This is a genomic window from Pseudomonas sp. WS 5503 (genome assembly GCF_012985385.1).
Classification (GTDB): Bacteria; Pseudomonadota; Gammaproteobacteria; order Pseudomonadales; family Pseudomonadaceae; genus Aquipseudomonas; species Aquipseudomonas paracarnis.
This window is the reverse complement of record NZ_JAAQWI010000005.1, coordinates 1-18,443: the sequence shown is the minus strand read 5'-3', so window position 1 is coordinate 18,443 and position 18,443 is coordinate 1. Positions and strand designations below refer to the sequence as shown.

Annotated in this window: 19 protein-coding genes and 1 pseudogene; 8 read left to right on the top strand and 12 right to left on the bottom strand. The window is 57.9% G+C overall.

The genetic code is table 11. From position 1 onward, the window contains the following. The first annotated feature begins 59 nt into the window (after positions 1-59). Entirely contained in the window at positions 60-944 is an 885-nt protein-coding gene (locus tag HBO10_RS14300) for a LysR family transcriptional regulator (protein WP_034128573.1), read from the top strand. 25 nt (positions 945-969) lie between these two features. On the opposite strand, the gene HBO10_RS14295 is transcribed toward HBO10_RS14300, so the two are convergent. Further along, on the bottom strand, positions 970-2,289 hold the full coding sequence (locus tag HBO10_RS14295; RefSeq protein ID WP_034128572.1) for a PAS domain-containing methyl-accepting chemotaxis protein: 1,320 nt from the start codon (positions 2,287-2,289) through the stop codon (positions 970-972). A 326-nt stretch (positions 2,290-2,615) separates the two neighbouring features. After that, complete coding sequence (locus tag HBO10_RS14290) at positions 2,616-3,242, bottom strand: TetR/AcrR family transcriptional regulator (protein WP_034128571.1); 627 nt, start codon at positions 3,240-3,242, stop codon at positions 2,616-2,618. A 122-nt stretch (positions 3,243-3,364) separates the two neighbouring features. Between HBO10_RS14290 and HBO10_RS14285 the strand changes: the two genes are divergently transcribed. The 3 genes from HBO10_RS14285 (at position 3,365) to HBO10_RS14275 (ending at position 6,906) form a co-directional block, all read left to right on the top strand. Then, complete coding sequence (locus tag HBO10_RS14285; protein ID WP_034128485.1) at positions 3,365-4,423, top strand: MBL fold metallo-hydrolase; 1,059 nt, start codon at positions 3,365-3,367, stop codon at positions 4,421-4,423. 266 nt (positions 4,424-4,689) lie between these two features. Beyond that, on the top strand, positions 4,690-5,226 hold the full coding sequence (locus tag HBO10_RS14280) for a hypothetical protein (RefSeq protein ID WP_230633874.1): 537 nt from the start codon (positions 4,690-4,692) through the stop codon (positions 5,224-5,226). Between the two features lie 144 nt (positions 5,227-5,370). After that, complete coding sequence (locus tag HBO10_RS14275) at positions 5,371-6,906, top strand: amidase family protein (RefSeq protein ID WP_230633873.1); 1,536 nt, start codon at positions 5,371-5,373, stop codon at positions 6,904-6,906. Positions 6,907-7,016: 110 nt separating this feature from the next. Here the strand turns inward: HBO10_RS14275 and HBO10_RS14270 are convergent, their stop codons facing one another. The 7 genes from HBO10_RS14270 to argH form a co-directional block, all read right to left on the bottom strand. Beyond that, the gene (locus tag HBO10_RS14270; protein WP_034128484.1) at positions 7,017-7,397 is read right to left on the bottom strand and encodes a helix-turn-helix transcriptional regulator; all 381 of its coding nucleotides are present in this window, start codon (positions 7,395-7,397) and stop codon (positions 7,017-7,019) included. Between the two features lie 90 nt (positions 7,398-7,487). After that, complete coding sequence (locus HBO10_RS14265; protein ID WP_034128483.1) at positions 7,488-8,438, bottom strand: hypothetical protein; 951 nt, start codon at positions 8,436-8,438, stop codon at positions 7,488-7,490. Between the two features lie 54 nt (positions 8,439-8,492). Next, positions 8,493-9,662 (bottom strand): MFS transporter, encoded by a 1,170-nt coding sequence (locus HBO10_RS14260; RefSeq protein WP_034128482.1) that lies wholly within the window; start codon positions 9,660-9,662, stop codon positions 8,493-8,495. A gap of 163 nt (positions 9,663-9,825) precedes the next feature. Then, positions 9,826-10,647 carry an ABC transporter substrate-binding protein gene (locus HBO10_RS14255; protein WP_034128481.1) on the bottom strand — a complete coding sequence of 274 codons (822 nt, stop codon included), beginning with the start codon at positions 10,645-10,647 and terminating at the stop codon, positions 9,826-9,828. Between the two features lie 25 nt (positions 10,648-10,672). After that, positions 10,673-11,437: an amino acid ABC transporter ATP-binding protein gene (locus HBO10_RS14250; protein WP_003193648.1), complete on the bottom strand. Its 765-nt coding sequence runs from the start codon at positions 11,435-11,437 to the stop codon at positions 10,673-10,675. Between the two features lie 24 nt (positions 11,438-11,461). Further along, positions 11,462-12,340 carry an amino acid ABC transporter permease gene (locus HBO10_RS14245; protein ID WP_034128480.1) on the bottom strand — a complete coding sequence of 293 codons (879 nt, stop codon included), beginning with the start codon at positions 12,338-12,340 and terminating at the stop codon, positions 11,462-11,464. A 161-nt stretch (positions 12,341-12,501) separates the two neighbouring features. Further along, positions 12,502-13,929 (bottom strand): argininosuccinate lyase, encoded by a 1,428-nt coding sequence (gene argH / locus HBO10_RS14240; RefSeq protein ID WP_034128479.1) that lies wholly within the window; start codon positions 13,927-13,929, stop codon positions 12,502-12,504. Between the two features lie 193 nt (positions 13,930-14,122). Between argH and HBO10_RS14235 the strand changes: the two genes are divergently transcribed. Continuing rightward, a complete protein-coding gene (locus tag HBO10_RS14235; RefSeq protein WP_034128478.1) occupies positions 14,123-15,082 on the top strand; it encodes a LysR family transcriptional regulator in 960 nt (319 codons plus the stop codon). A gap of 92 nt (positions 15,083-15,174) precedes the next feature. Here the strand turns inward: HBO10_RS14235 and HBO10_RS14230 are convergent, their stop codons facing one another. Then, positions 15,175-15,822, bottom strand: coding sequence for an HAD-IB family hydrolase (locus HBO10_RS14230; protein WP_034128477.1), 648 nt, complete (start codon positions 15,820-15,822; stop codon positions 15,175-15,177). Positions 15,823-16,201: 379 nt separating this feature from the next. Between HBO10_RS14230 and HBO10_RS14225 the strand changes: the two genes are divergently transcribed. The 3 genes from HBO10_RS14225 to HBO10_RS14215 are packed head-to-tail and all read left to right on the top strand — an operon-like array spanning position 16,202 to position 17,690. After that, complete coding sequence (locus tag HBO10_RS14225) at positions 16,202-16,687, top strand: Hcp family type VI secretion system effector (protein ID WP_034128476.1); 486 nt, start codon at positions 16,202-16,204, stop codon at positions 16,685-16,687. Then, a complete protein-coding gene (locus HBO10_RS14220) occupies positions 16,684-17,397 on the top strand; it encodes a DUF4225 domain-containing protein (RefSeq protein ID WP_034128475.1) in 714 nt (237 codons plus the stop codon). The genes HBO10_RS14225 and HBO10_RS14220 overlap by 4 nt, the downstream gene beginning before the upstream one ends. Further along, on the top strand, positions 17,394-17,690 hold the full coding sequence (locus tag HBO10_RS14215) for a hypothetical protein (RefSeq protein WP_034128474.1): 297 nt from the start codon (positions 17,394-17,396) through the stop codon (positions 17,688-17,690). The genes HBO10_RS14220 and HBO10_RS14215 overlap by 4 nt, the downstream gene beginning before the upstream one ends. A gap of 139 nt (positions 17,691-17,829) precedes the next feature. Here HBO10_RS14215 and HBO10_RS14210 read toward each other — a convergent pair. Beyond that, positions 17,830-17,980, bottom strand: a pseudogene (locus HBO10_RS14210) (HNH endonuclease); the annotation flags it as partial. A 71-nt stretch (positions 17,981-18,051) separates the two neighbouring features. Continuing rightward, positions 18,052-18,443: ribonucleotide-diphosphate reductase subunit beta (locus HBO10_RS14205; protein ID WP_169922012.1), on the bottom strand; the 392-nt coding region annotated here is incomplete at its 5' end.

Below are 18,443 nucleotides of genomic sequence, written 5' to 3'. Positions count from 1 at the left end.
GGTGGGGTGATACCCACTATAGATTGGCGCTCATGCAATCAATATTGGCGTTTGCCCATATGTTCAATGCAGTCACGCACTATCAAATCGACTACGCCGACCTGTCGTTGATCCTGGCCCTGGTGCGCGGCGGTACCCTGGCGCGGGCGGCGGCGCTGCTGCGGGTCGATGTGTCCACGGTATTCCGTGCGGTGCGGCGGCTGGAGGCGGCGCTGGGCCAGACCCTGTTTGAAAAAAGCCGTGCCGGTTATTTGCCCACCAGCCTGGCGAGCAACCTGGCCCAACAGGCCGAGCGTGCCGAGCAGGCGCTGGAGGCGGCGCGTATTGGCGTGGAGCAGGGCGGTGAAGTGATCAGCGGTACCGTGCGCCTGACCTGCACCGACTCGGTGTTGCAAGGTTTGCTGTTGCCGGCCCTCGCGCAGTTCATGCCGGCCTACCCGGCGTTGACCCTGGAACTGAGCACCTCCAATGACTTCGCCAACCTCAGCCGCCGCGATGCGGATATCGCCCTGCGCCTGACCAAGACGCCGCCAGTGCATCTTGTCGGACGTTGCCTGGGGGCGGTGACCTATCAGGTGTGTGCCAGTGCCGACTATGCGCGCCTGCACCCAGACCATGAGTGGGCCGACCTGGCCTGGATCGCGCCGGACGATTTTTTACCCGATCACCCCACCGTCATCTGGCGCCGTGAGCATTTGCCGGGCGTGCGTCCCCGTTATCGGTGCAACAGCATGCAGTCGGTGACCGAATTAGTGCGCGCGGGGTTGGGCGTGGCGGCGCTGCCGGATTTTCTGATGGGCGATGGCCTGCAACCGCTGGGCCCTGCGCTGGCAGGGCACGATACGGCGCTGTGGTTGCTGACGCGGCCTGATTGCCGGGCGTTACGCTCGGTGGTGACGCTATTTGATGAACTGGGGCGGCATGTGCGCTGGCTGCGGAGTTAACCTGCAGACAGCCAGCGCCAATGGCTCAGCGATTGCCCCGCTCATTGGCAAACGCACTTACCGCTTGTACTGCTTCGCCGGTGCCTTCGCGAATCTGCAGGATCACCGTGCCGGCCTGGTTGGCCAGCTCCACACCTTGGGCGGCGCGGTCGCGGGTGGCGTCCATGCTGTCGATGGCTTGGCGGGTTTCGTCCTGGATCATGGCGATCATGCCGGAGATTTCCGCGGTGGAGCCGCTGGTGCGCGCCGCCAGTTGCCGCACTTCATCGGCCACCACGGCAAAGCCACGGCCCTGCTCGCCGGCGCGGGCGGCTTCAATGGCGGCGTTGAGGGCCAGCAGATTGGTCTGGTCGGCAATGCCGCGAATGGTATTGACGATGGCGGTGATCTGTTGCGAGCGTTCGCCGAGTTTGGCGATCAGTTGCGAAGAAGTGTCGATATCCACGGCAATTTCGCGCATGCCGCTGGCGGTTTTCTGAATCACCTCGGCGCCTTTTTCCGCCATCTCCTGGGTGTTCAACGACAGGTGGTAAGCCTGGGCGGCGCTCTGTGCGTCAGCGGCATGCTGTAGCACGCGGGCGGTGACATCCGAGGCGAACTTCACCACTTTGCACAGGCGCCCGCTGGCGTCGTACACCGGGTTGTAGTTGGCTTCCAGCCACACGACCTGGCCGTGTTTATCCACCCGCTCGAACTGTCCATTGAATAGCTCGCCCTGGTTCAAGCGCTTCCAGAACTCGCTGTAGGCCGCACTGTTGGCCAGCTCGGGTGTGCAAAACAGGCGGTGATGCTTGCCCTGAATCTGCGCCAGGCTGTAGCCCATACGCTGCAGGAAATTGCCGTTGGCGGTGATGATGGTGCCGTCGAGGTTGAACTCGATCATCGCCATGGCGCGGTCGATGGCTTCGAGCTTGGCGTTGGCTTCGCTTTCGGCTTGCAGACGCGGGGTGACGTCCATGGCGTATTTCACCACTTTGATCACATTCCCCGCTTCATCCCGTACCGGGTTATAGCTGGCTTCCAGCCACACCGAGGCGCCGTTGGCGCCTACTCGTTCAAAGGTGCCCGACTGGAATTGGCCGTTTCGCAGGTGCGTCCACAGCTGGTTGTAGTCCGCGCTGCGGGCGAACGCCGGGGTACAGAACATCCGATGGGGCTGGCCCAGGATCTGTTCGGCGCGGTAGCCCATGGTCTTGATGAAGTTGTCATTGGCGCGCAGCACGGTGCCTTGCAGGTCGAATTCGATCACGGCCATGGAGCGTTCGATGGCGTCCAGCAGGCTGGTCTGTTGGGCGAGGCTGTGTTGCAGGGTACTGATGGTTTTCTTGTGAGCGTTGAATAGCATGGTGGAGGGCTCGGGCATGCAAGCGTATGCGGGGTCCATGTATTTGCGCCTGACCCCGTAGGGCCCCTGGCCTTACGGTTGACTTGCTCATTGCCAGCTTCCTGATGCTGACAGAGGGGGGTAGAACAACGGTGTCAGAGTGATCAACCGACCTGGAAGTTCGCCCGTCAGGCAGGACTATTTTGACCAGGCGACCAATGGCGGCATTATGCTATTGCGGCAGGCCGGCGAATGAAGTTTCAGACGAGGTGTCATCAGACAACTCAGGCCGGATGGGCGGCCACGCAACGGGCGGAATACGCCAAAACGCTCTGCAATAACGCGCCTTAGTATGAGGGCGGAGTGCTGACTTCGTAGCCGGCCAGGAACAGGTCGATGGCTGATTCGATAACACCTGCCTGGGCGGCAGGGTCGAGGGTGGGCTGGCCGAGGGTAATCTGCGGCCAGAATGCAAAGGCCTTGAGCAGGCTTTGGATCTGGTGGGCGGCGAACCCCGGGTCGGTGCAGGTGAGGCGGCCGTCTTCCTGGGCGGCGCGCACCCATTGGGTAAAGCCTTCTTCTCGTGCGCTGAGGCGGTTGACCATGTCTTGAGCGCGTTCCGGCGAATGAATGGTGGCAGCAATGGCTACGCGTGCCAGGTCGAGGAAGTTGGCGTCCGACATCATCTGCATTTTCGCTTCCAGCAACGTGCGCAGTTGGTCGCGCAGCGGACGGTCGCTCGTATAGATCACGTCCAGCTGGGCAACGCTGCTGGCCCATAGTTGGTGGAGGATCTCGGCGAACAGTTCTTCCTTGCTGGGGAAATGGTTGTACACCGTGCGCTTGGAAACGCCAGCAGTTGCGGCGATTTTGTCCATGCTGGTGACCTCGAAGCCGTTCTCGCGAAATTCGGCAATCGCCGCAGCCACGATGGCTTCGCGTTTACGCTCGGTGAGGCGTTTGGGGGCAGTCATGGAAGGCATTCGACTCAACAATGAAATTACACCGGGCAGTTTACTTGCTCCGGATTTTGTTGCAATCTAGAAACTACACTGTGCAGTGTAATACTTGAGCGGACCGCCGGAGTCACATCGTCATGGCCACTATTTCAACCCGTCTCGACCCGGCGCCCGCGGCGCCCAAGCCTGCCGAGCAGGGCCTGGGGCACTTCAGCAACGACACTCCGGTGCAGCACGGTGGCTTGGGCAAGACCCTGCGCATTTTCTGGAACATGCTATTCAACAAGCCGCGCACGACACGGCCGGTGGGGCAGATTCCGGTACAGCCACTGACCCGCGAGCAGTTATTGGCCGCCCCTGATCACAGCGTGTATCGCCTCGGCCATTCAACCGTGCTGCTGAAACTGCGTGGTAAATTCTGGGTCACCGACCCGGTGTTTGCCGAACGCGCCTCGCCGTTCAGTTGGGCCGGCCCCAAGCGTTTTCATCAGCCGCCTATCAGTGTTGATGAGCTGCCAGCGCTGGAAGCGGTGATCCTTTCCCATAATCATTACGACCATCTCGACCGCAAAGCGGTAGTCCAATTGGCCGAAAAGACCCGCTACTTCCTGGCGCCCCTGGGCGTGGGTGACACGCTGGTCAAATGGGGCGTAGACGCCAGCAAAGTGCGCCAGCTGGAGTGGTGGCAGGGCATCGAAGTCGATGGCGTTCGTTTTGTCTGCACGCCGGCTCAGCACTTTTCAGGGCGCGGCCTGTTTGATGGCAACCAGACCCTGTGGTGCTCATGGGTAATGATCGACGCTACGCGACGTATATTTTTCAGTGGCGATACTGGCTATTTCGACGGTTTCAAACGCATCGGCGAGCAGTACGGGCCGTTTGACCTGACCCTGATGGAAACCGGCGCTTACAATGTCGATTGGCCCCATGTGCACATGCAGCCGGAGCAAACGCTGCAGGCGCATATCGATCTGAAAGGGCGCTGGCTTCTGCCGATTCACAACGGCACCTTCGATCTGGCCTTCCACGCCTGGCACGAACCGTTCGACCGCATCATGGCCCTGGCCTGGGAGCGCAATATCTCGATCACTACCCCGGCAATGGGCCAGGCGTTCCGCCTGAACCAGCCCGAGCGCGGGCAGGCCTGGTGGCTGGAAGTGGAGCCTCAACCGGTCAACGAACACGCAGCAAGCTGAGCCGATGGCCCGCTTGGAAAAGAGTTTTTCAGCGAATTTCTGCTCTGCGACAAAGGCCAAATGAGAGTGCGATGATCCCGCGGAAATTTTATTTCCGGGAGGATGTTTCGATGGACAGCCACTGTAAGAAGCTTTGGAAAATAGGGGTGCCTTGTGCCCCAGCCCAACCGCTACCTCCGCCAATGAACGCCGCCGACGTACCCGCTTCACCCCCCCATGCTGCACCCACCTCTATTGTCTTTGGCACCGAACAGGCTGCGGGCGCCATGCTCATCCCTGGGTATAACGCCCTGGCGCCCCATCTACGGCCGGTGCGTGACCCCTCGCTATCACTTGTCGCCCTCAGCGGCGAGGACCCTACCGAACCGGTGATGGTAGAGGTACCGCTCGTGTTGAATAACACCACGTTCACCGCCACGCGGGCGTTGACGGGCTATCGGGTCGGGTATGTCGAGCGCTATGTGCAGGGCAATCACGTTGAACGGGTCGAACACAGTGAGGCCTTGCACCGAGTCTTCGACACCCTGCGCAGGGCCGGTGTCCAATGGGTAGCGGTGGACATGCAGCGCAGCGGCGACAGTCAGCAGGCCTGTCGTGAAATCGATGAGCTGGTGGCAGGCCTTCGCCTGGATGCCTTGGTGTCGGAGGACCCCGAAGCCGCCTTTCATAACGCCTCAAGAAGCGGATACCCCACGGTGTGTGAAACCCTGGAGGATGGCACCAGAGTCTGGTTTTACGGTGCACGCTGGGCAGGTGATCGTTTGGCAGCACTGGTACGCGCTTACCGCCAGCTACGGCCATAGACGTTATTGAAGACTACGTCGGGCTGGGAAGAGTAGGACGCAGCAGCAGGATTCGCCCGAAATAGTGATGGGGTGTCGGCTCTTAGACTGGTGCGGTGTTATCGACCGATAACGCTCACATCCAGTTAGACAGAGGGGAATTTCATGATCGGACCAGTTTCGGTAAGTGGATGGGCGACAGGCCTGCTTCAGGAACTTGCAAACCCTGTGCAAGGTTTCAAGAGTGCCTGCCAGATGTCATTGGAGATGGGCCAAGGTGGCGGCGTTACCTCAGAGTCACTGTTGAGGGACTCGCTCAAGCAGATTGCCAATATTGATCGTGGGCTACAGGGCGGCAATGCGTTTTTGGAAACCAACCCGGATGCCATGAGGGAGGCGAAGGCCCGCGACCAGGAACGTGCCAATGGCCGCGTACTCAAGCACTTGCATGGGGTGCCGATAGCGCTGAAGGATGTCTTTGAAACCAACGACCGCATGCAGACCAGTGCAGGTTCGAAGGCTTTGGTGGGCACGCCGGCCACTAAAACCGCCAAGGTTGTCGACAATTTGTTGAAGAACGGAGTGGTGATTGTGGGGAAAACCAACATGAGTGAGCTGTCCAACTTTCGGTCACTATTACCTGTGGATGGCTGGAGCTCCCGAGGTGGCCAGACGCTGAACCCTCATCGACTCGGAGGGCCGGTGGCTGGGTCGAGTTCAGGTTCGGCAGTGGCGGTCGCCCAAGGGCATGTGCCTGTGGCACTGGGGTTGGAAACCAACGGATCGATCATCAGCCCCGCCGCCTACAACGGTGTGTTTGGCCTGAAAACAACGACGGGCCTGGTCAGTACCGAAGGCGTCATGACCAGCACTCGCATGGATGCGGTGGGGACTTTTACCCGCAATATCTGTGATGCGGCAGAAGCGCTTAACGCAATGACCGAGACCACTGCCTACACCAAGGGCCTGCGCTCCGACGCCTTGAAGGACAAGCGAATTGGCTATACCCCTTTACCTGAGTTGTCCACTGAGGAGGCCAAGGACCCGGCCAAGCGAGCAGACCGCAAGCATTATGAGGCGGCGCTCGACGTGATGAAGGCCCAAGGGGCGATTCTGGTGCCGATGGCGCGGTTGGATGCTGGCGTCCCCGAACAAACCTATGACGATTATAACAACGCGCTGTTCTCGGACGTCAGGCAAGCGTTGGAAGACTACCTGGCTGGGCGAGAAGGTTTGCCGGTCAAATCACTCTCTGAGCTGATTGCTTTTATCAACCGCACCCAGAAACCTGGTGAGCCTGACCAGAAACTGCTGGAAATGATCAATGGGGTGCAAACCAACCAGAAAGATCGCGATGCGCTGTGGAAAGCCATTCTTCCTATATTTCAGAACACCATTGATGACCCCATGAAGGAGCACAAGCTCGACGCCATGGTGTCGAACTTCCAGTCCCACAATTATTTTTTCAGCGCTGCGGCCGGGTACCCAGGCATATCCGTTCCGTCAGGCATGGATGAAGACGGCATGCCCACGGCACTTTACGTGTATGGCTCCGCCAACAGTGAAGCTACCTTGCTGTCAGTCGCCTATGGTTATGAACAAGCCTCACAGGCCATTCAAAAACCGGCTTTTCTCCCAGGTGCTCCCTTCACACCGACACCTGCCAGTACAGAGGACGCGGTTGAGACTACTGACACTTGAGTTTGAATCAGCCTCTGCAGACGGCTGCCTCGCAGAGGTTGTGCCAGGGTTCAATCGACCGCCACAGGTGCATTTGAAACTATTGAAGCGCCCGGAGAAACACCTGGGCTCTACGCACCATTGGGTTGAGGCGTTTGTGAGTCAATGGTTGCGGTGGTTGAACCCATCAACCGGGAAATGAGGCCTTGCGCAGAAGGTTGCGCTGCGGCGGTATCAAGCCGCCGCGCACTCATCCCCCACCCCGGTGCGAACCCCGGGAAAAATACCAGCCCTTCGGCCTCCAGGCGAAACGCCAGGATCAAACGAGTTTCATCGTCCACGTCGCCGTGGCCTTCCAGTTTCTCAATTGCTTGCACCGCCACGCCAGCCTGGCGAGCCAGCTCTTCGCGGCTCCAGCCCAGCATGACGCGCGCCTGCGCGCAGTGTTTGGTGGTGAATTGATGCAAGACGATCTGTTGTTCTACGAAAGAACTCATTGCCAGAGAGGACATGGGGTTTCTCCAGGTTCGACAGGGGAGGCGCAACTATACTGTGTTTTTGTACAGTTGTTTCTACCGCTCATCCATTGGCGTTGCAACCCCTTATGATTCCAGCCCCGGCGCCTCGCGAATAATCAGGTGATCCAGGTTTTCGATCCTGGCGCTGAATACCCCGAACGTCTGCTCGGGTTTTTTCTGGCTGGGCACCTGCACAAGCTGCGGCGTGACCCCGTAGAAAAAGCAATACAGCGGCCGTTCGCTGCTGGCTGCCGCCTTGATCTGTTCCAGGAATGCCGTGCGCTTGCGGTAGTTTTCGATAAGCTTTTTGCTCAGGTAGACATTTACCGAATAGGGCTTCTTGTCGAGCCACACCTTCTTTTCGAAGTCGATGCGAAAGCTGCTGGTGTAGTCCTTGATGGTCTTGATCTTGCCCCAGTAAATCAAACCCTGGTTGTCTTGCAGGTATTCGATCTTCTTGAAGAATGCCCAGTAGGTCGCCGTGTGCTCACCGATCTTCAAGGGCATGGCCTTGAGCTTGTCCTTGTCATCGATGTTGGACACGTAGCACTCCACTGGGTGTGCGAATACGCTGGTTTTGTCCGGGATCGAGTCATTGCTGCCAGAAGAGGTGGTAGCGCGGTTTGCGGGCACTTTCGTCGGCTCCTGCAGGACGCTTGCAGCGGTGCCGACTACCGGCGTCCTAGGCTCGTACAGTCGCCGCGTCAGCACAAATTCTGATGGGAAATTTTCCTCACGCTCGTCGTCATTTTCACCCGTCGCAGGTTTATGGCTGCCGGCATAGCGGCAGCCGTCGATATGCCGCGTTCCGGGTTTGTTCTTGAAGTGCGGCGTGCGCTGGTAGTTGACGTTCTTGGCGTTGAAGGTACTCAACGCATTGGCGCTATCGAACGCCGCACGGCAGGCGTCGTTGGGGCACAAGAAGCTGTCCTTGTCGGAATCGAAGGCGGTAGTTTCATCGAAATTCAGATCTCGCACGTCGTAGATCGACAGCTTGTCGTCGAGACTCAAGCTGTAGGCCGTGTCGAATTTCATGGGGCTCGGGTCCGTCAGAGGTTTGGCTATTAATAGCCGGATCTTGCGTAAATATCAGCAAGAACCTGCCACGCGTCGCCCGCTCAAGAAACACAGGGTGCCACCCATGGCCGTGAGTGCGGCCAGGGCAAAGAACATGCTGGTGGGCGCCGCATTGATCAGCAGATAGCCACAAATCACCGGGCTCATGGCCCCGCCAAACGCGGCCAGGTTCTGTGCGCCGTAATAACTGCCGCGTAGTGCATCCGGCGCGATGGTGTCGATAAAGAGGAACTCCGAGGGGTAGATGATCATCTCACCCAGGGTGAACACGAACATTGCCAGGCACCAGGTCAGCAGACTGTGCGCCTGGCTGAAGCCGACCAACCCGGCAATAAACAGCAGGGTGCCCAGCACGATCCAATGGCGCAGTTGCTCGCGCTTGAGGAAACGACCGATTTGGTACTGCATCAAAATCACGGTGATGGCGTTGCAGGCGAGCACCGCAGACAGAATTTTCAGTGCCTGGTCGGGTGTGTAGGCCACCAGCAAAAACTGCGACAGATAAAGGGTGTAGCGCCCATGGACGATGGTGCTCAACAGGCTGCCGCTGGTGAAGAGGATCAGCGTGCGGTCGCTGCGCAAGGTGCGCAGGGTGCTGAGGAAACTCTGAGGCTTATGACTGTCGTCGCGCTGGGTCGGCGCAATGCCGATCATCAGGAACAAGCTGCCAAAGGCAATGGCGCTGGCGATCAAAAACGGTGCCCACGGCAATTGGCCGGCAATCACTACGCCCAACATCGGACCCGTGGCATAGCCGACATTGGTCAGGGTGTAGCGCAGGGAAAACACCTTGGCGCGCTCACCCACCGGCAGGTTTTCGCTGATGATCGCCTTGGAGCCGATCAGGAACAGCGCCGACGCGGCTTCAGTCACAACAAGGGTCAGCGTGGTGAGGTAGAGGTTGCTGGCAAAGGTCAGCAACAAAAAACCGATGGAGCTGGAGAGCATGGCCAGGATCAACAGCTTGCGCTTTTCCAGACGGTCGATGATGTAGCCGCCGTACAAACCCAGGAGCGTGGCGATGAACACGGCGACCCCCATCAGCAGGCCGATGTCCTGCTGGTTGAGGCCCAGGCGTGTGCTCAGCCAGAGGGCCAGCAACGGGCTGGTCATGGCACGGCTGACCACGATGGTCACCGAGCATATCATCAGGCGACGGATTACCAGGGAGTAGGTGGTCACGGTGGGGTGGGCTCCTTGTGATTCTTACCTACACGACTCAGATCACCAGCGAACGCAGATTGAGTGTGGGAGCTGGCTTGCCTGCGATAGCGGAGTAACAGCCAACATTGTTTTAGCTGACCCACCGTTATCGCAGGCAAGCCAGCTCCTACATTCGATGGCGTTATTGGCCAGAGTTGATGGTGATTTTTTCTACCGCACCTTGTTCCAGATCCCACTTCTTCAGGATCTTGCCGTAGGTCCCATCATCAATCATGCCCTGCAACGCCTCACTGATCGCCGTGACCAACTCGGTATTGCTCTTCTCAATCCCAAGCCCGGTGAATTGCTTGGAAATCGCCAGCCCCACCGGCTTGTATTTGCCCTTGTCCAGCGACATCAAATAAGGAATGGTCTCGCTGCCCTGCATCGCCGCATCCAGGCGGTTCTGCTGCAACTGCGCCCGCGCATCTGCCGAGCCTTCGGTGCCGATCACCACGATTGCCGGCTTACCCGCCGCTTCGCAGTTTGCCTTGCTCCAGGCGGTAATTTCAGACGGCCAGGTGGTGCGGCGGCTGGTGCCGACTTTTTTACCGCACAGGTCGGTCAATTCCTTGATCTCTTCGCGCTTGGCCAAAGTGTAGAGCTGCGGGCCGCTGGTGAAATAGTCGATGAAGGTCACGGCTTTCTGGCGCTCGGCGGTATCGGTCATGCCCGACAGCACGATGTCCACGCGCTTGGTGGTCAGACCGCTGAGCATTTGTTCGAAGCCGGTTTCCTGCCATTTGATCTTCACGCCCAGTCGCTCGGCCAGGGCGTTGCCCAGGTCGAAATCAAAACCGGTGAGTTTGTTGGTGGCCGGGTCCTTGAAGTCCATCGGCGGATAGTTCGGCACGATGGCCGCGCTGATCTCACCCTTGTCCTTGATGGCTTGCGGCAAGGCCGCGAATACATACGAGGAGGCCATCAGGCCTGCAAGCAAGGTAGGGATAAATATTTTCTTCATAGGGGCGTTCTCGTTAGTTTTTTAGTTAAGTGCGAACGGCAGAAATAAAGCTTTGGGTACGCGGGTTTTGTGGGCTTATTAGAATGTCTTCCGGGCTGCCGGCTTCCACAATCTGGCCGGCGTCCATAAACACCATGCGGTTGGACACTTCGCGAGCGAAGCCCAATTCATGGGTGACTACGATCATGGTCATGCCGGTGGTGGCCAAATCGCGCATCACCGACAGCACTTCACCTACCAGCTCCGGGTCGAGGGCTGACGTGGGTTCGTCAAACAGCATCAACTTGGGGCGCATCGCCAAGGCACGGGCGATTGCCACACGCTGTTGCTGGCCACCGGACAACTCCACCGGGTAAGCATTGCGCTTGTCCGCCAGGCCAACGCGGGCCAGCAGTTCCAGCGCGTCTTCGATGGCTTCCTTGGGCGAGCGCTTGAGCACCTGGCACGGGCCTTCGATGATGTTTTGCAACACAGTCATGTGCGGGAACAAATTGAAGCGCTGGAACACCATGCCGGTGGCCAGGCGCTGGCGGGCGATCTGTGCTTCGTTCATCTCGTGCAGCTTGTTGCCGACCACTCGATAACCAACCAATTCGCCATCGACCCACAGGCCGCCCTTGTCGATTTTTTCCAGCTGGTTGACGCAACGCAGCAGGGTACTTTTACCCGAGCCGGACGGGCCGATGATGCACATCACCTCGCCTTGCTCGACCTCGATATTGATGTCACGCAAGGCGTGATACTGGTCGTAATACTTGTTCAGGTTGACAGCCTTGACGATGCTTCTCATGGGGCAAATCTCCTCAACCCAGGCTTACGAACGCTTGCCGGCGCCGCGGGCAAAACGGCGCTCGAGGCGGCTTTGACCAAATGAAAGAACAGTCACCACCGCCAGGTACCAGATGCCCGCCACAATCAGCAGCTCCATCACCCGGGCGTTGGCGTAGTAGATGTTTTGCGCGTTGTGCAGCAGCTCGGAGTATTGGATGACACTGGCCAGGCTGGTCATTTTCACCATGCTGATGAACTCGTTGCCGACGGGCGGGATGATCACGCGCATCGCCTGCGGCAGAATGATCCTGCGCAGCGCCTGCAGGCTCGGCATGCCGATGGACTTGGCCGCCTCGTATTGGCCGGTGTCCACCGACAGCAAGCCGGCACGCACCACTTCAGCGGTGTAGGCGCCCTGGTTGATGCTCAAGCCGAGCAGGGCGGCCACGAATGGCGTCATCAGGTCCACGGTGTCGATGCTGAACAGGCCCGGAATCGTGATCACCGGGAAGATCAACGCCAGGTTGAACCACAGCAGCAGCTGCAAAATCAGCGGTGTACCGCGAAACAACCAGGTGTAGGTGATGGCCACGTAACGCAGGATCGGGTTGGCCGACATGCGCATGATCGCCGTGATCACTCCGATCACTACGCCCAATGCCATCGCCAGGATCGACATGACGATGGTGTTCACCAGGCCCCAGAGGATGGCTTGCGACGTAAGGAACTGGCCAATGTAGGACCATTCGATCTGGCCATTGGCAAACGCGCGCAACAGCGCCGCCAACACAATCACGATCAGGGTGGCAAAAAACATCCGCCCGTAATAGCGCCGCGGCACATGTTCGTACTGGGTGATATCGAACTGGTTTTCGGACAACTTGCGCTCGGCTTCCAAGCGCTCGGCCGGAGTTTGGTTCATGTTGCTACTCCAAAATTTATTCTTGATGCGTGATCGTTCCCACGCTCCGCGTGGGAACGCCGCCTCGGACGCTCCGCGTCCCGCCGTTGGCGCGTAACGTGACGACGCGGAGCGTCACGGGATGCATTCCCACGCAGTGCGTGGGAACGATCGTCACCGGCTTAAATCCGAAATCCTTGATAACTTTCAGTCCACTTTTGCTGAGCCGCCAACGCCATCTTCAACCGTCCAATCTGCTCCTTCACCCGCTCCGGCGCCGTCCCACCCCACCCACTGCGCGCCGCAATCGCCGCCTCCAGGGTCAGGCAGTCGCGCACGTCCGGGGTGAGTCGCCCATCCACCTCGGCCAACATCGCCGGTGAGGCTTGCCACAACTCAATCTCATGCTGCTCACAGGCCTGCACCAGCGCGCCGGTAATCTCATGGGCCTCCTTGAACGGCACACCACGGGTGGCCAACCAATCCGCCACCTCAGTCGCCAAGGTAAAGCCCATTGGTGCCTGGCGCCGCAACTCCTCTACCTGCACCTTCATGGTCGCCACCATGCCGGCCATCGCCGGCAACACCAGCAGCAAGGTGTCCACGCTATCCAACACGCTGTGCTTGTCTTCACTCAAGTCACGGTTGTAGGACAGCGGCAACGACTTGAGCGTCGACATCAGCCCGGTCAGGTTGCCGATCAAACGCCCGGCCTTGCCCCGCGCCAATTCGGCAATGTCCGGGTTCTTTTTCTGCGGCATGATTGAACTGCCGGTGGCGTAGGCATCGTCTAGCACTACCCAGCGAAACTGGCGCGACGACCACAGGCAAAACTCCTCCGACAGCCGCGAAATATTCACCCCGAGCATGCCGGCCACAAACAGGAACTCCGCCACATGGTCACGGCTGGCGACAGCGTCGATGGAGTTTTCGCATGGCCCGGTGTAGCCCATTTCCCTGGCCGAGTGCTCTGGCTGACGCGCTATCGCGGAACCCGCCATCGCTGCCGCGCCCAACGGCGACAGGGCCGTACGCGCATCCCAATCCACCAGGCGCTGCACATCGCGCAGCATCGACTGCGCGTGAGCCAGCAAGTGATGGGCGAACACAATGGGTTGCGCCTGCTGCAAATGGGTGAAGCCCGGGCAGATGCTCTGCACATGTTGCTCGGCCTGTTCAACCAGCGCCTGCTGCAAACCCAACACCTCGTTGGCGATGGTGCGCGCATGGTCACGCAGGAACAGGCGCAGGTCGTTGGCCGTCTGGTCATTGCGCGAACGTCCGGCACGCAACTTGCCGCCCAGGGCACCGAGGCGCTCGGTCAATACGCGTTCAATAAAGGTGTGCACGTCCTCGTCATCCAGGGTGGGATGCAGGCGACCGGCGGCGAAATCCTCACCGATACGGTCCAGGGCTTCGAGGGTGCGCAGGGTTTCCGACTCATCCAGCAAACCGGCGCGCTGCAACTCACGGGCATGGGCGCGGGAGCCGGCCAGGTCGTAGGGCGTCAGGCGAAAATAGCGCTCAGGGCAACGCGACAACGCGGCCAACGCCGCAGACGGACCGGTCTTGAAACGAGCGCCCCAAAGGCGGTCGGTGGGCTGGGACATGGGTATTCCTCACGCTTGTTTTTAGAAGAGTCGGAGGCAGTTTCAACAGAAGTTTATCGGTGTAGAACCGGCATCTGACGCGCCGTATTCAAGGTTGCCAAGGGCGGATGTTTATGTTCATTATCGCCGCCTGGCTATGTTCAAGGATTGGGTTCAAGCCTGTTGAATATGGCACTCGAGGTCAACGCGCATTATGGAAACCCCACTTTCCACTTCTGGAAACCTGCCGCCAAAACCCGGCACACGAGCACCGCTGCAACTGAGTGGGCTGGACTTCAAATTGCTGCGGGTATTTATGGCCGTGGTCGAAGCCGGCGGCTTCAGTGCTGCGCAAAACGAGCTGAACGTGGGCCTGGCGGCCATCAGCAAACAGATCTCCGACCTGGAGATTCGCATCGGCATGCGCCTGTGCACACGGGGCCGCGAAGGGTTCGGGCTGACCGAAGAAGGCAAGTTGGTGTATCAAGCATCCATCGAGTTATTTACCTCAGTGGACAGTTTTCGCGACAAGCTTAGTTCGGCGCAAAACGAACTGATCGGCGACCTGAGTGTGGGAGTTATCGATAACACCGTCTCCGACGTTAATTCCCCACTGATTACCGCCCTGGGCAACTTACATCGCCAATCGCCAAAAATAAGATTGCGCCTACACGCCTCGCAATTGGACGAAGTTGAACGCGGAGTAGTGGAAGGGCGCCTGGTCGCCGGCATTGTCCCGGTGTACCAACGCCGTGAAGAATTCGGCTACTTCCCGCTCTACGAAGAAAAGGCCCACGCCTACTGCGCCGTAGGGCATCCCTTGTTCACTGCGAGCGACATCACCCCCGATGCGCTTCGCCAATACGAAGTGGTCAACCATCGGTATGCGATCCATCGCGACAAGGCCAACTTCGTCAGCCACGACAGCCAGTCCGCCTCGGCTTCACAAGTGGAAGCCGTCGCCATCCTGATCCTCACCGGCCGCTTCCTGGGCTTTCTGCCAGAACACTACGCCACGCCACTGGTGAGGGAAGGGCGCCTGCGCGCACTGTGCCCAGAGCAAGTGCACCTGAGCACCGCGTTCAACCTGATCCTGCGCCACAACGCGCCGAGAAGCCCGATGGTAAAAGCCTTCGCAACAGCGCTGGGTGTAGACCTGAAGACGCCGGCCTAAGCCTCAACAAAGCTCAAATGTGGGAGCTGTCGAGCCCCAGCGAGGCTGCGAAGGGATCGCCTCGGTCTCCCCGCCAACCCCACCTACCCACATCACCGCTGCAACCGAGCCCGCTTTTTCTTCTTCGCATGAAAATGCCGAAAATGCGCATCCTGCGCCGCCGCCAACAACTCCCGATCCCCACGCGTATCGCCCCAGGCCCTGAGCCGATACTCCCCCAGGTCGCCATACACGGCCTCAAGCCGCAGCACCTTATTCTCACAACGGCAGTTATTCCCAGTGAGCTTGCCGGTCAACACCCCGTCGACCACCTCAAGCTCAGTCCCAATCAACTTGATCCCAAGCCGATCGGCAAACGGCTGCAACACCAACGCCGGCGACGCCGAGCACAGCGTCACCACCGCCCCCGAGCCCAACTCCTGCTCCACCGACAACACCCCCGCCGGGCGCATCAACCGCGCCCAATTGCGCTGGCAATACTCCTCGGCTTTCTGCTGCACCCACGTCTTCTCCACCCCAGTCATAAAGGTGCGAATCAACTGCGCCTTCAGCTCATCCCGGCTGATCTGCCGCACCAAAAACCGCAGCCCCGGCACCGCCAGCTTGACCATCCGGCCATAAAACTCACCGGGGCCAAAGGCAAACTTGAGGAAGGGCACGAAACTGTCGTGGTGGGTAAGGGTGCCGTCGAAGTCAAAGACGGAAAGTACTTTGGCGTCTGCGGGGCCGGCTTCGAGCATGTCTGGGTTCACGGGTGGTCCTTATCAGGTAGGGCGGTTTCATAGCGTTGTGACTGGCGCTTGCCTGCCGGGGTTCAGGTTGACGGTTCAGCCTGGACGCTGCGGGTCAGCCTCTGCGCTCTTTTGTGTGCGTGCGACGGTCCATGCGTTTATGGCGATACGAGTTTACTACCCCTGAGCCAGGAGTGGGGCTTCCGAGGTTCCGGCACGCTCATTCGAGAGCGAGTGCAGTTAGGTCTTACAAGTGTTTTGGCCGACTGATTGGAGTGTGGGTTAAATTTCCTACATACCACTCGCACCACTTAAAGCGAACTTTCCGATATTTCCTATTTGCTATTTTTCGTATGGTAAATGCCAAAAACAACAAGGCGTTAACCCTATGGCAAACCACGGCTACATGACCATCAGCGGCAAATCCCAAGGTCTGATTTCTGCAAAGTGTTCGACTCAAGACTCTATCGGCAACAAGTGGCAGGAGGGGCACTGCGACGAGATAATGGTGCTGTCCTTTCACCATAATATGGCCAACAGGGGCAACGTCAGGGCGTCGAGTCATGGGCCGATTGCCATTACCAAAAATATCGATAAATCGTCACCCTTGCTGGCGGTAGCGCTCTCCAACAGGGAAGAGCTCAACTGCGTCATCAATTTTTATCGGATCGCCCAATCGGGCTGGCATGAAAAATACTACAGCGTCGATATTCGAGGCTGCATCATCACCGACCTCACTGTCGACGTACCGCATTCTGTTTTGCATATTGATGCAGAGGCACAAGAGCATGTTGCGCTTAAATATCGTGAAATAATCTGGACTCATCATCAGGCGGGAACAAGTGGCTTCAGTACTTGGGAGACAGGTCGGTGAATAAAAAATATGAAAAACAGCAGCCCACATTTTACGATATCTGGGTGGTTAGTCAGGCTGCAGCGTATCTGACTAACCAAGCTTGTACCATCAGTGCTCGGAATATTAATGATGGGGTTGTTCGGTTACAGTTCAATCGGGAGGTGGCTTATTACGCGCGGAGTATTGTTAGGGATGTTGAGGAAGGCATGAAAACAATTGATCAGGGGTTGAAGGAAATAAGGCGCGAACAAAAAAGCCTCATAAACCAATCCCTGGAGGTGGGGAGCAAAGGCATCGGGGTTATCGCGGGCGCACTTCAGTTTGCGACTGGGGCAGGAATTTGCTACGCCTCAGTCGGTACGCTGTGTTTGCTGGCGGGTATCCCGATCATGGCACACGGCGCTAATAATATTTATGAGAACGGTCGCAATTTAATGAATGATGTCTCAGATACAGCGGGACCAGTCAGGAGCGCATATCGCGCCGCAGCAACGTCATTTGGATATGGTGAGCGTGAAGGCGACCTAGCCTACGGTGGTACGGATATAGGATTGTCAATGTACAGTCTTGGTAGGCGTGTGATTAAACCTGACGCATGGCGATTGTTTAGATACATAAGATCGGATAAAGAACGGGCTTATAAAACTATGGGTGCCGCGCCGTTAGGGTTGGAAGCTTATACCGACTACGAGACCGGTAGGCAAATATATAAAAGGCTTAATGAATGATTGTGCTCTGGTCTGCGTTGTTTGTGATGGGTGGCGTATGGTCCGCTTATGCTCTGAAAAGGAGGTTTTCTGGGTGTGATTTGAATCATATAAAGCTGTATTCTTGTGTGGTCTATAACGGCTATTTTGTGGTGTCCTATATTGAGGTTATTAAGTATGGCGAGTTTCCTTTTTTTGGGATTAGGACTGATTTTATTATTCAATATCCCATCATCGAGTGGATTGCCTTTTTCGGCATATTGGCTCACGGATTTGCACTTCCGATGAAGTGGAAGGTCAGGCGCTGGTTCTGAACGAAAAAAGAGAGTGTAGGCTTGTCGGAGGCAGAGAGTACTCAGGCCTTAGGTTCGGCTTCGAGCATGTCTGGGTACACGGGTTGGCCTAGGTCCTATCTAATAGTATTAAGCATGCATCAGCTATGACAACAGGAGCCTACTGCCGTGCCAGTCTTCCGATCTTGGCGTAAATCTCTTCGGTAAAACCGGTGACAACGCTGATGGCAATTGGGGCACAAGGCTACAGCATTGGTGGGGCGATCCGAACCCTTCCGGGCCAGGTGTTTGAAGTGATGTACTTCAAGAAATAGCAAATTCCTTTTTACCGACGAAAAAAAGCCCTGAACATGCCAGGGCTTCCTTTAGTGCTTAGTCCGGATCAATCCCAGCTCAGCGCGCCGCCGGTCTGATACTCGATCACACGGGTCTCGAAGAAGTTCTTCTCTTTCTTCAAGTCCATGATCTCGCTCATCCACGGGAACGGGTTAGTCGTGCCTGGGTACTCTTCCTTCAAGCCGATCTGCGACAGGCGACGGTTTGCGATGAACTTCAGATAGTCTTCCATCATCGCCGCATTCATGCCCAACACCCCACGCGGCATGGTATCCCGCGCATATTCGATCTCCAGCTGCGTACCTTGCAGGATCATCTGGGTCGCTTCTTCTTTCATCTCGGCATCCCACAAGTGCGGGTTTTCGATTTTGATCTGGTTGATCACGTCGATACCGAAGTTCAGGTGCATCGACTCATCGCGCAGGATGTACTGGAACT

Excerpts from the sequence above, each read along its gene's own strand:
- HBO10_RS14290 (WP_034128571.1), bottom strand. The coding sequence starts at position 3,242 with ATGACTGCCCCCAAACGCCTCACCGAGCGTAAACGCGAAGCCATCGTG.
- HBO10_RS14270 (WP_034128484.1), bottom strand. The coding sequence starts at position 7,397 with ATGTCCTCTCTGGCAATGAGTTCTTTCGTAGAACAACAGATCGTCTTG.
- HBO10_RS14230 (WP_034128477.1), bottom strand. The coding sequence starts at position 15,822 with ATGCTCGAAGCCGGCCCCGCAGACGCCAAAGTACTTTCCGTCTTTGAC.
- HBO10_RS14225 (WP_034128476.1), top strand. The coding sequence starts at position 16,202 with ATGGCAAACCACGGCTACATGACCATCAGCGGCAAATCCCAAGGTCTG.
- HBO10_RS14295 (WP_034128572.1), bottom strand. The coding sequence starts at position 2,289 with ATGCTATTCAACGCTCACAAGAAAACCATCAGTACCCTGCAACACAGC.
- HBO10_RS14250 (WP_003193648.1), bottom strand. The coding sequence starts at position 11,437 with ATGAGAAGCATCGTCAAGGCTGTCAACCTGAACAAGTATTACGACCAG.
- HBO10_RS14255 (WP_034128481.1), bottom strand. The coding sequence starts at position 10,647 with ATGAAGAAAATATTTATCCCTACCTTGCTTGCAGGCCTGATGGCCTCC.
- HBO10_RS14280 (WP_230633874.1), top strand. The coding sequence starts at position 4,690 with ATGCTCATCCCTGGGTATAACGCCCTGGCGCCCCATCTACGGCCGGTG.
- argH (WP_034128479.1), bottom strand. The coding sequence starts at position 13,929 with ATGTCCCAGCCCACCGACCGCCTTTGGGGCGCTCGTTTCAAGACCGGT.
- HBO10_RS14235 (WP_034128478.1), top strand. The coding sequence starts at position 14,123 with ATGGAAACCCCACTTTCCACTTCTGGAAACCTGCCGCCAAAACCCGGC.
- HBO10_RS14265 (WP_034128483.1), bottom strand. The coding sequence starts at position 8,438 with ATGAAATTCGACACGGCCTACAGCTTGAGTCTCGACGACAAGCTGTCG.
- HBO10_RS14275 (WP_230633873.1), top strand. The coding sequence starts at position 5,371 with ATGATCGGACCAGTTTCGGTAAGTGGATGGGCGACAGGCCTGCTTCAG.
- HBO10_RS14245 (WP_034128480.1), bottom strand. The coding sequence starts at position 12,340 with ATGAACCAAACTCCGGCCGAGCGCTTGGAAGCCGAGCGCAAGTTGTCC.
- HBO10_RS14215 (WP_034128474.1), top strand. The coding sequence starts at position 17,394 with ATGATTGTGCTCTGGTCTGCGTTGTTTGTGATGGGTGGCGTATGGTCC.
- HBO10_RS14285 (WP_034128485.1), top strand. The coding sequence starts at position 3,365 with ATGGCCACTATTTCAACCCGTCTCGACCCGGCGCCCGCGGCGCCCAAG.
- HBO10_RS14300 (WP_034128573.1), top strand. The coding sequence starts at position 60 with ATGTTCAATGCAGTCACGCACTATCAAATCGACTACGCCGACCTGTCG.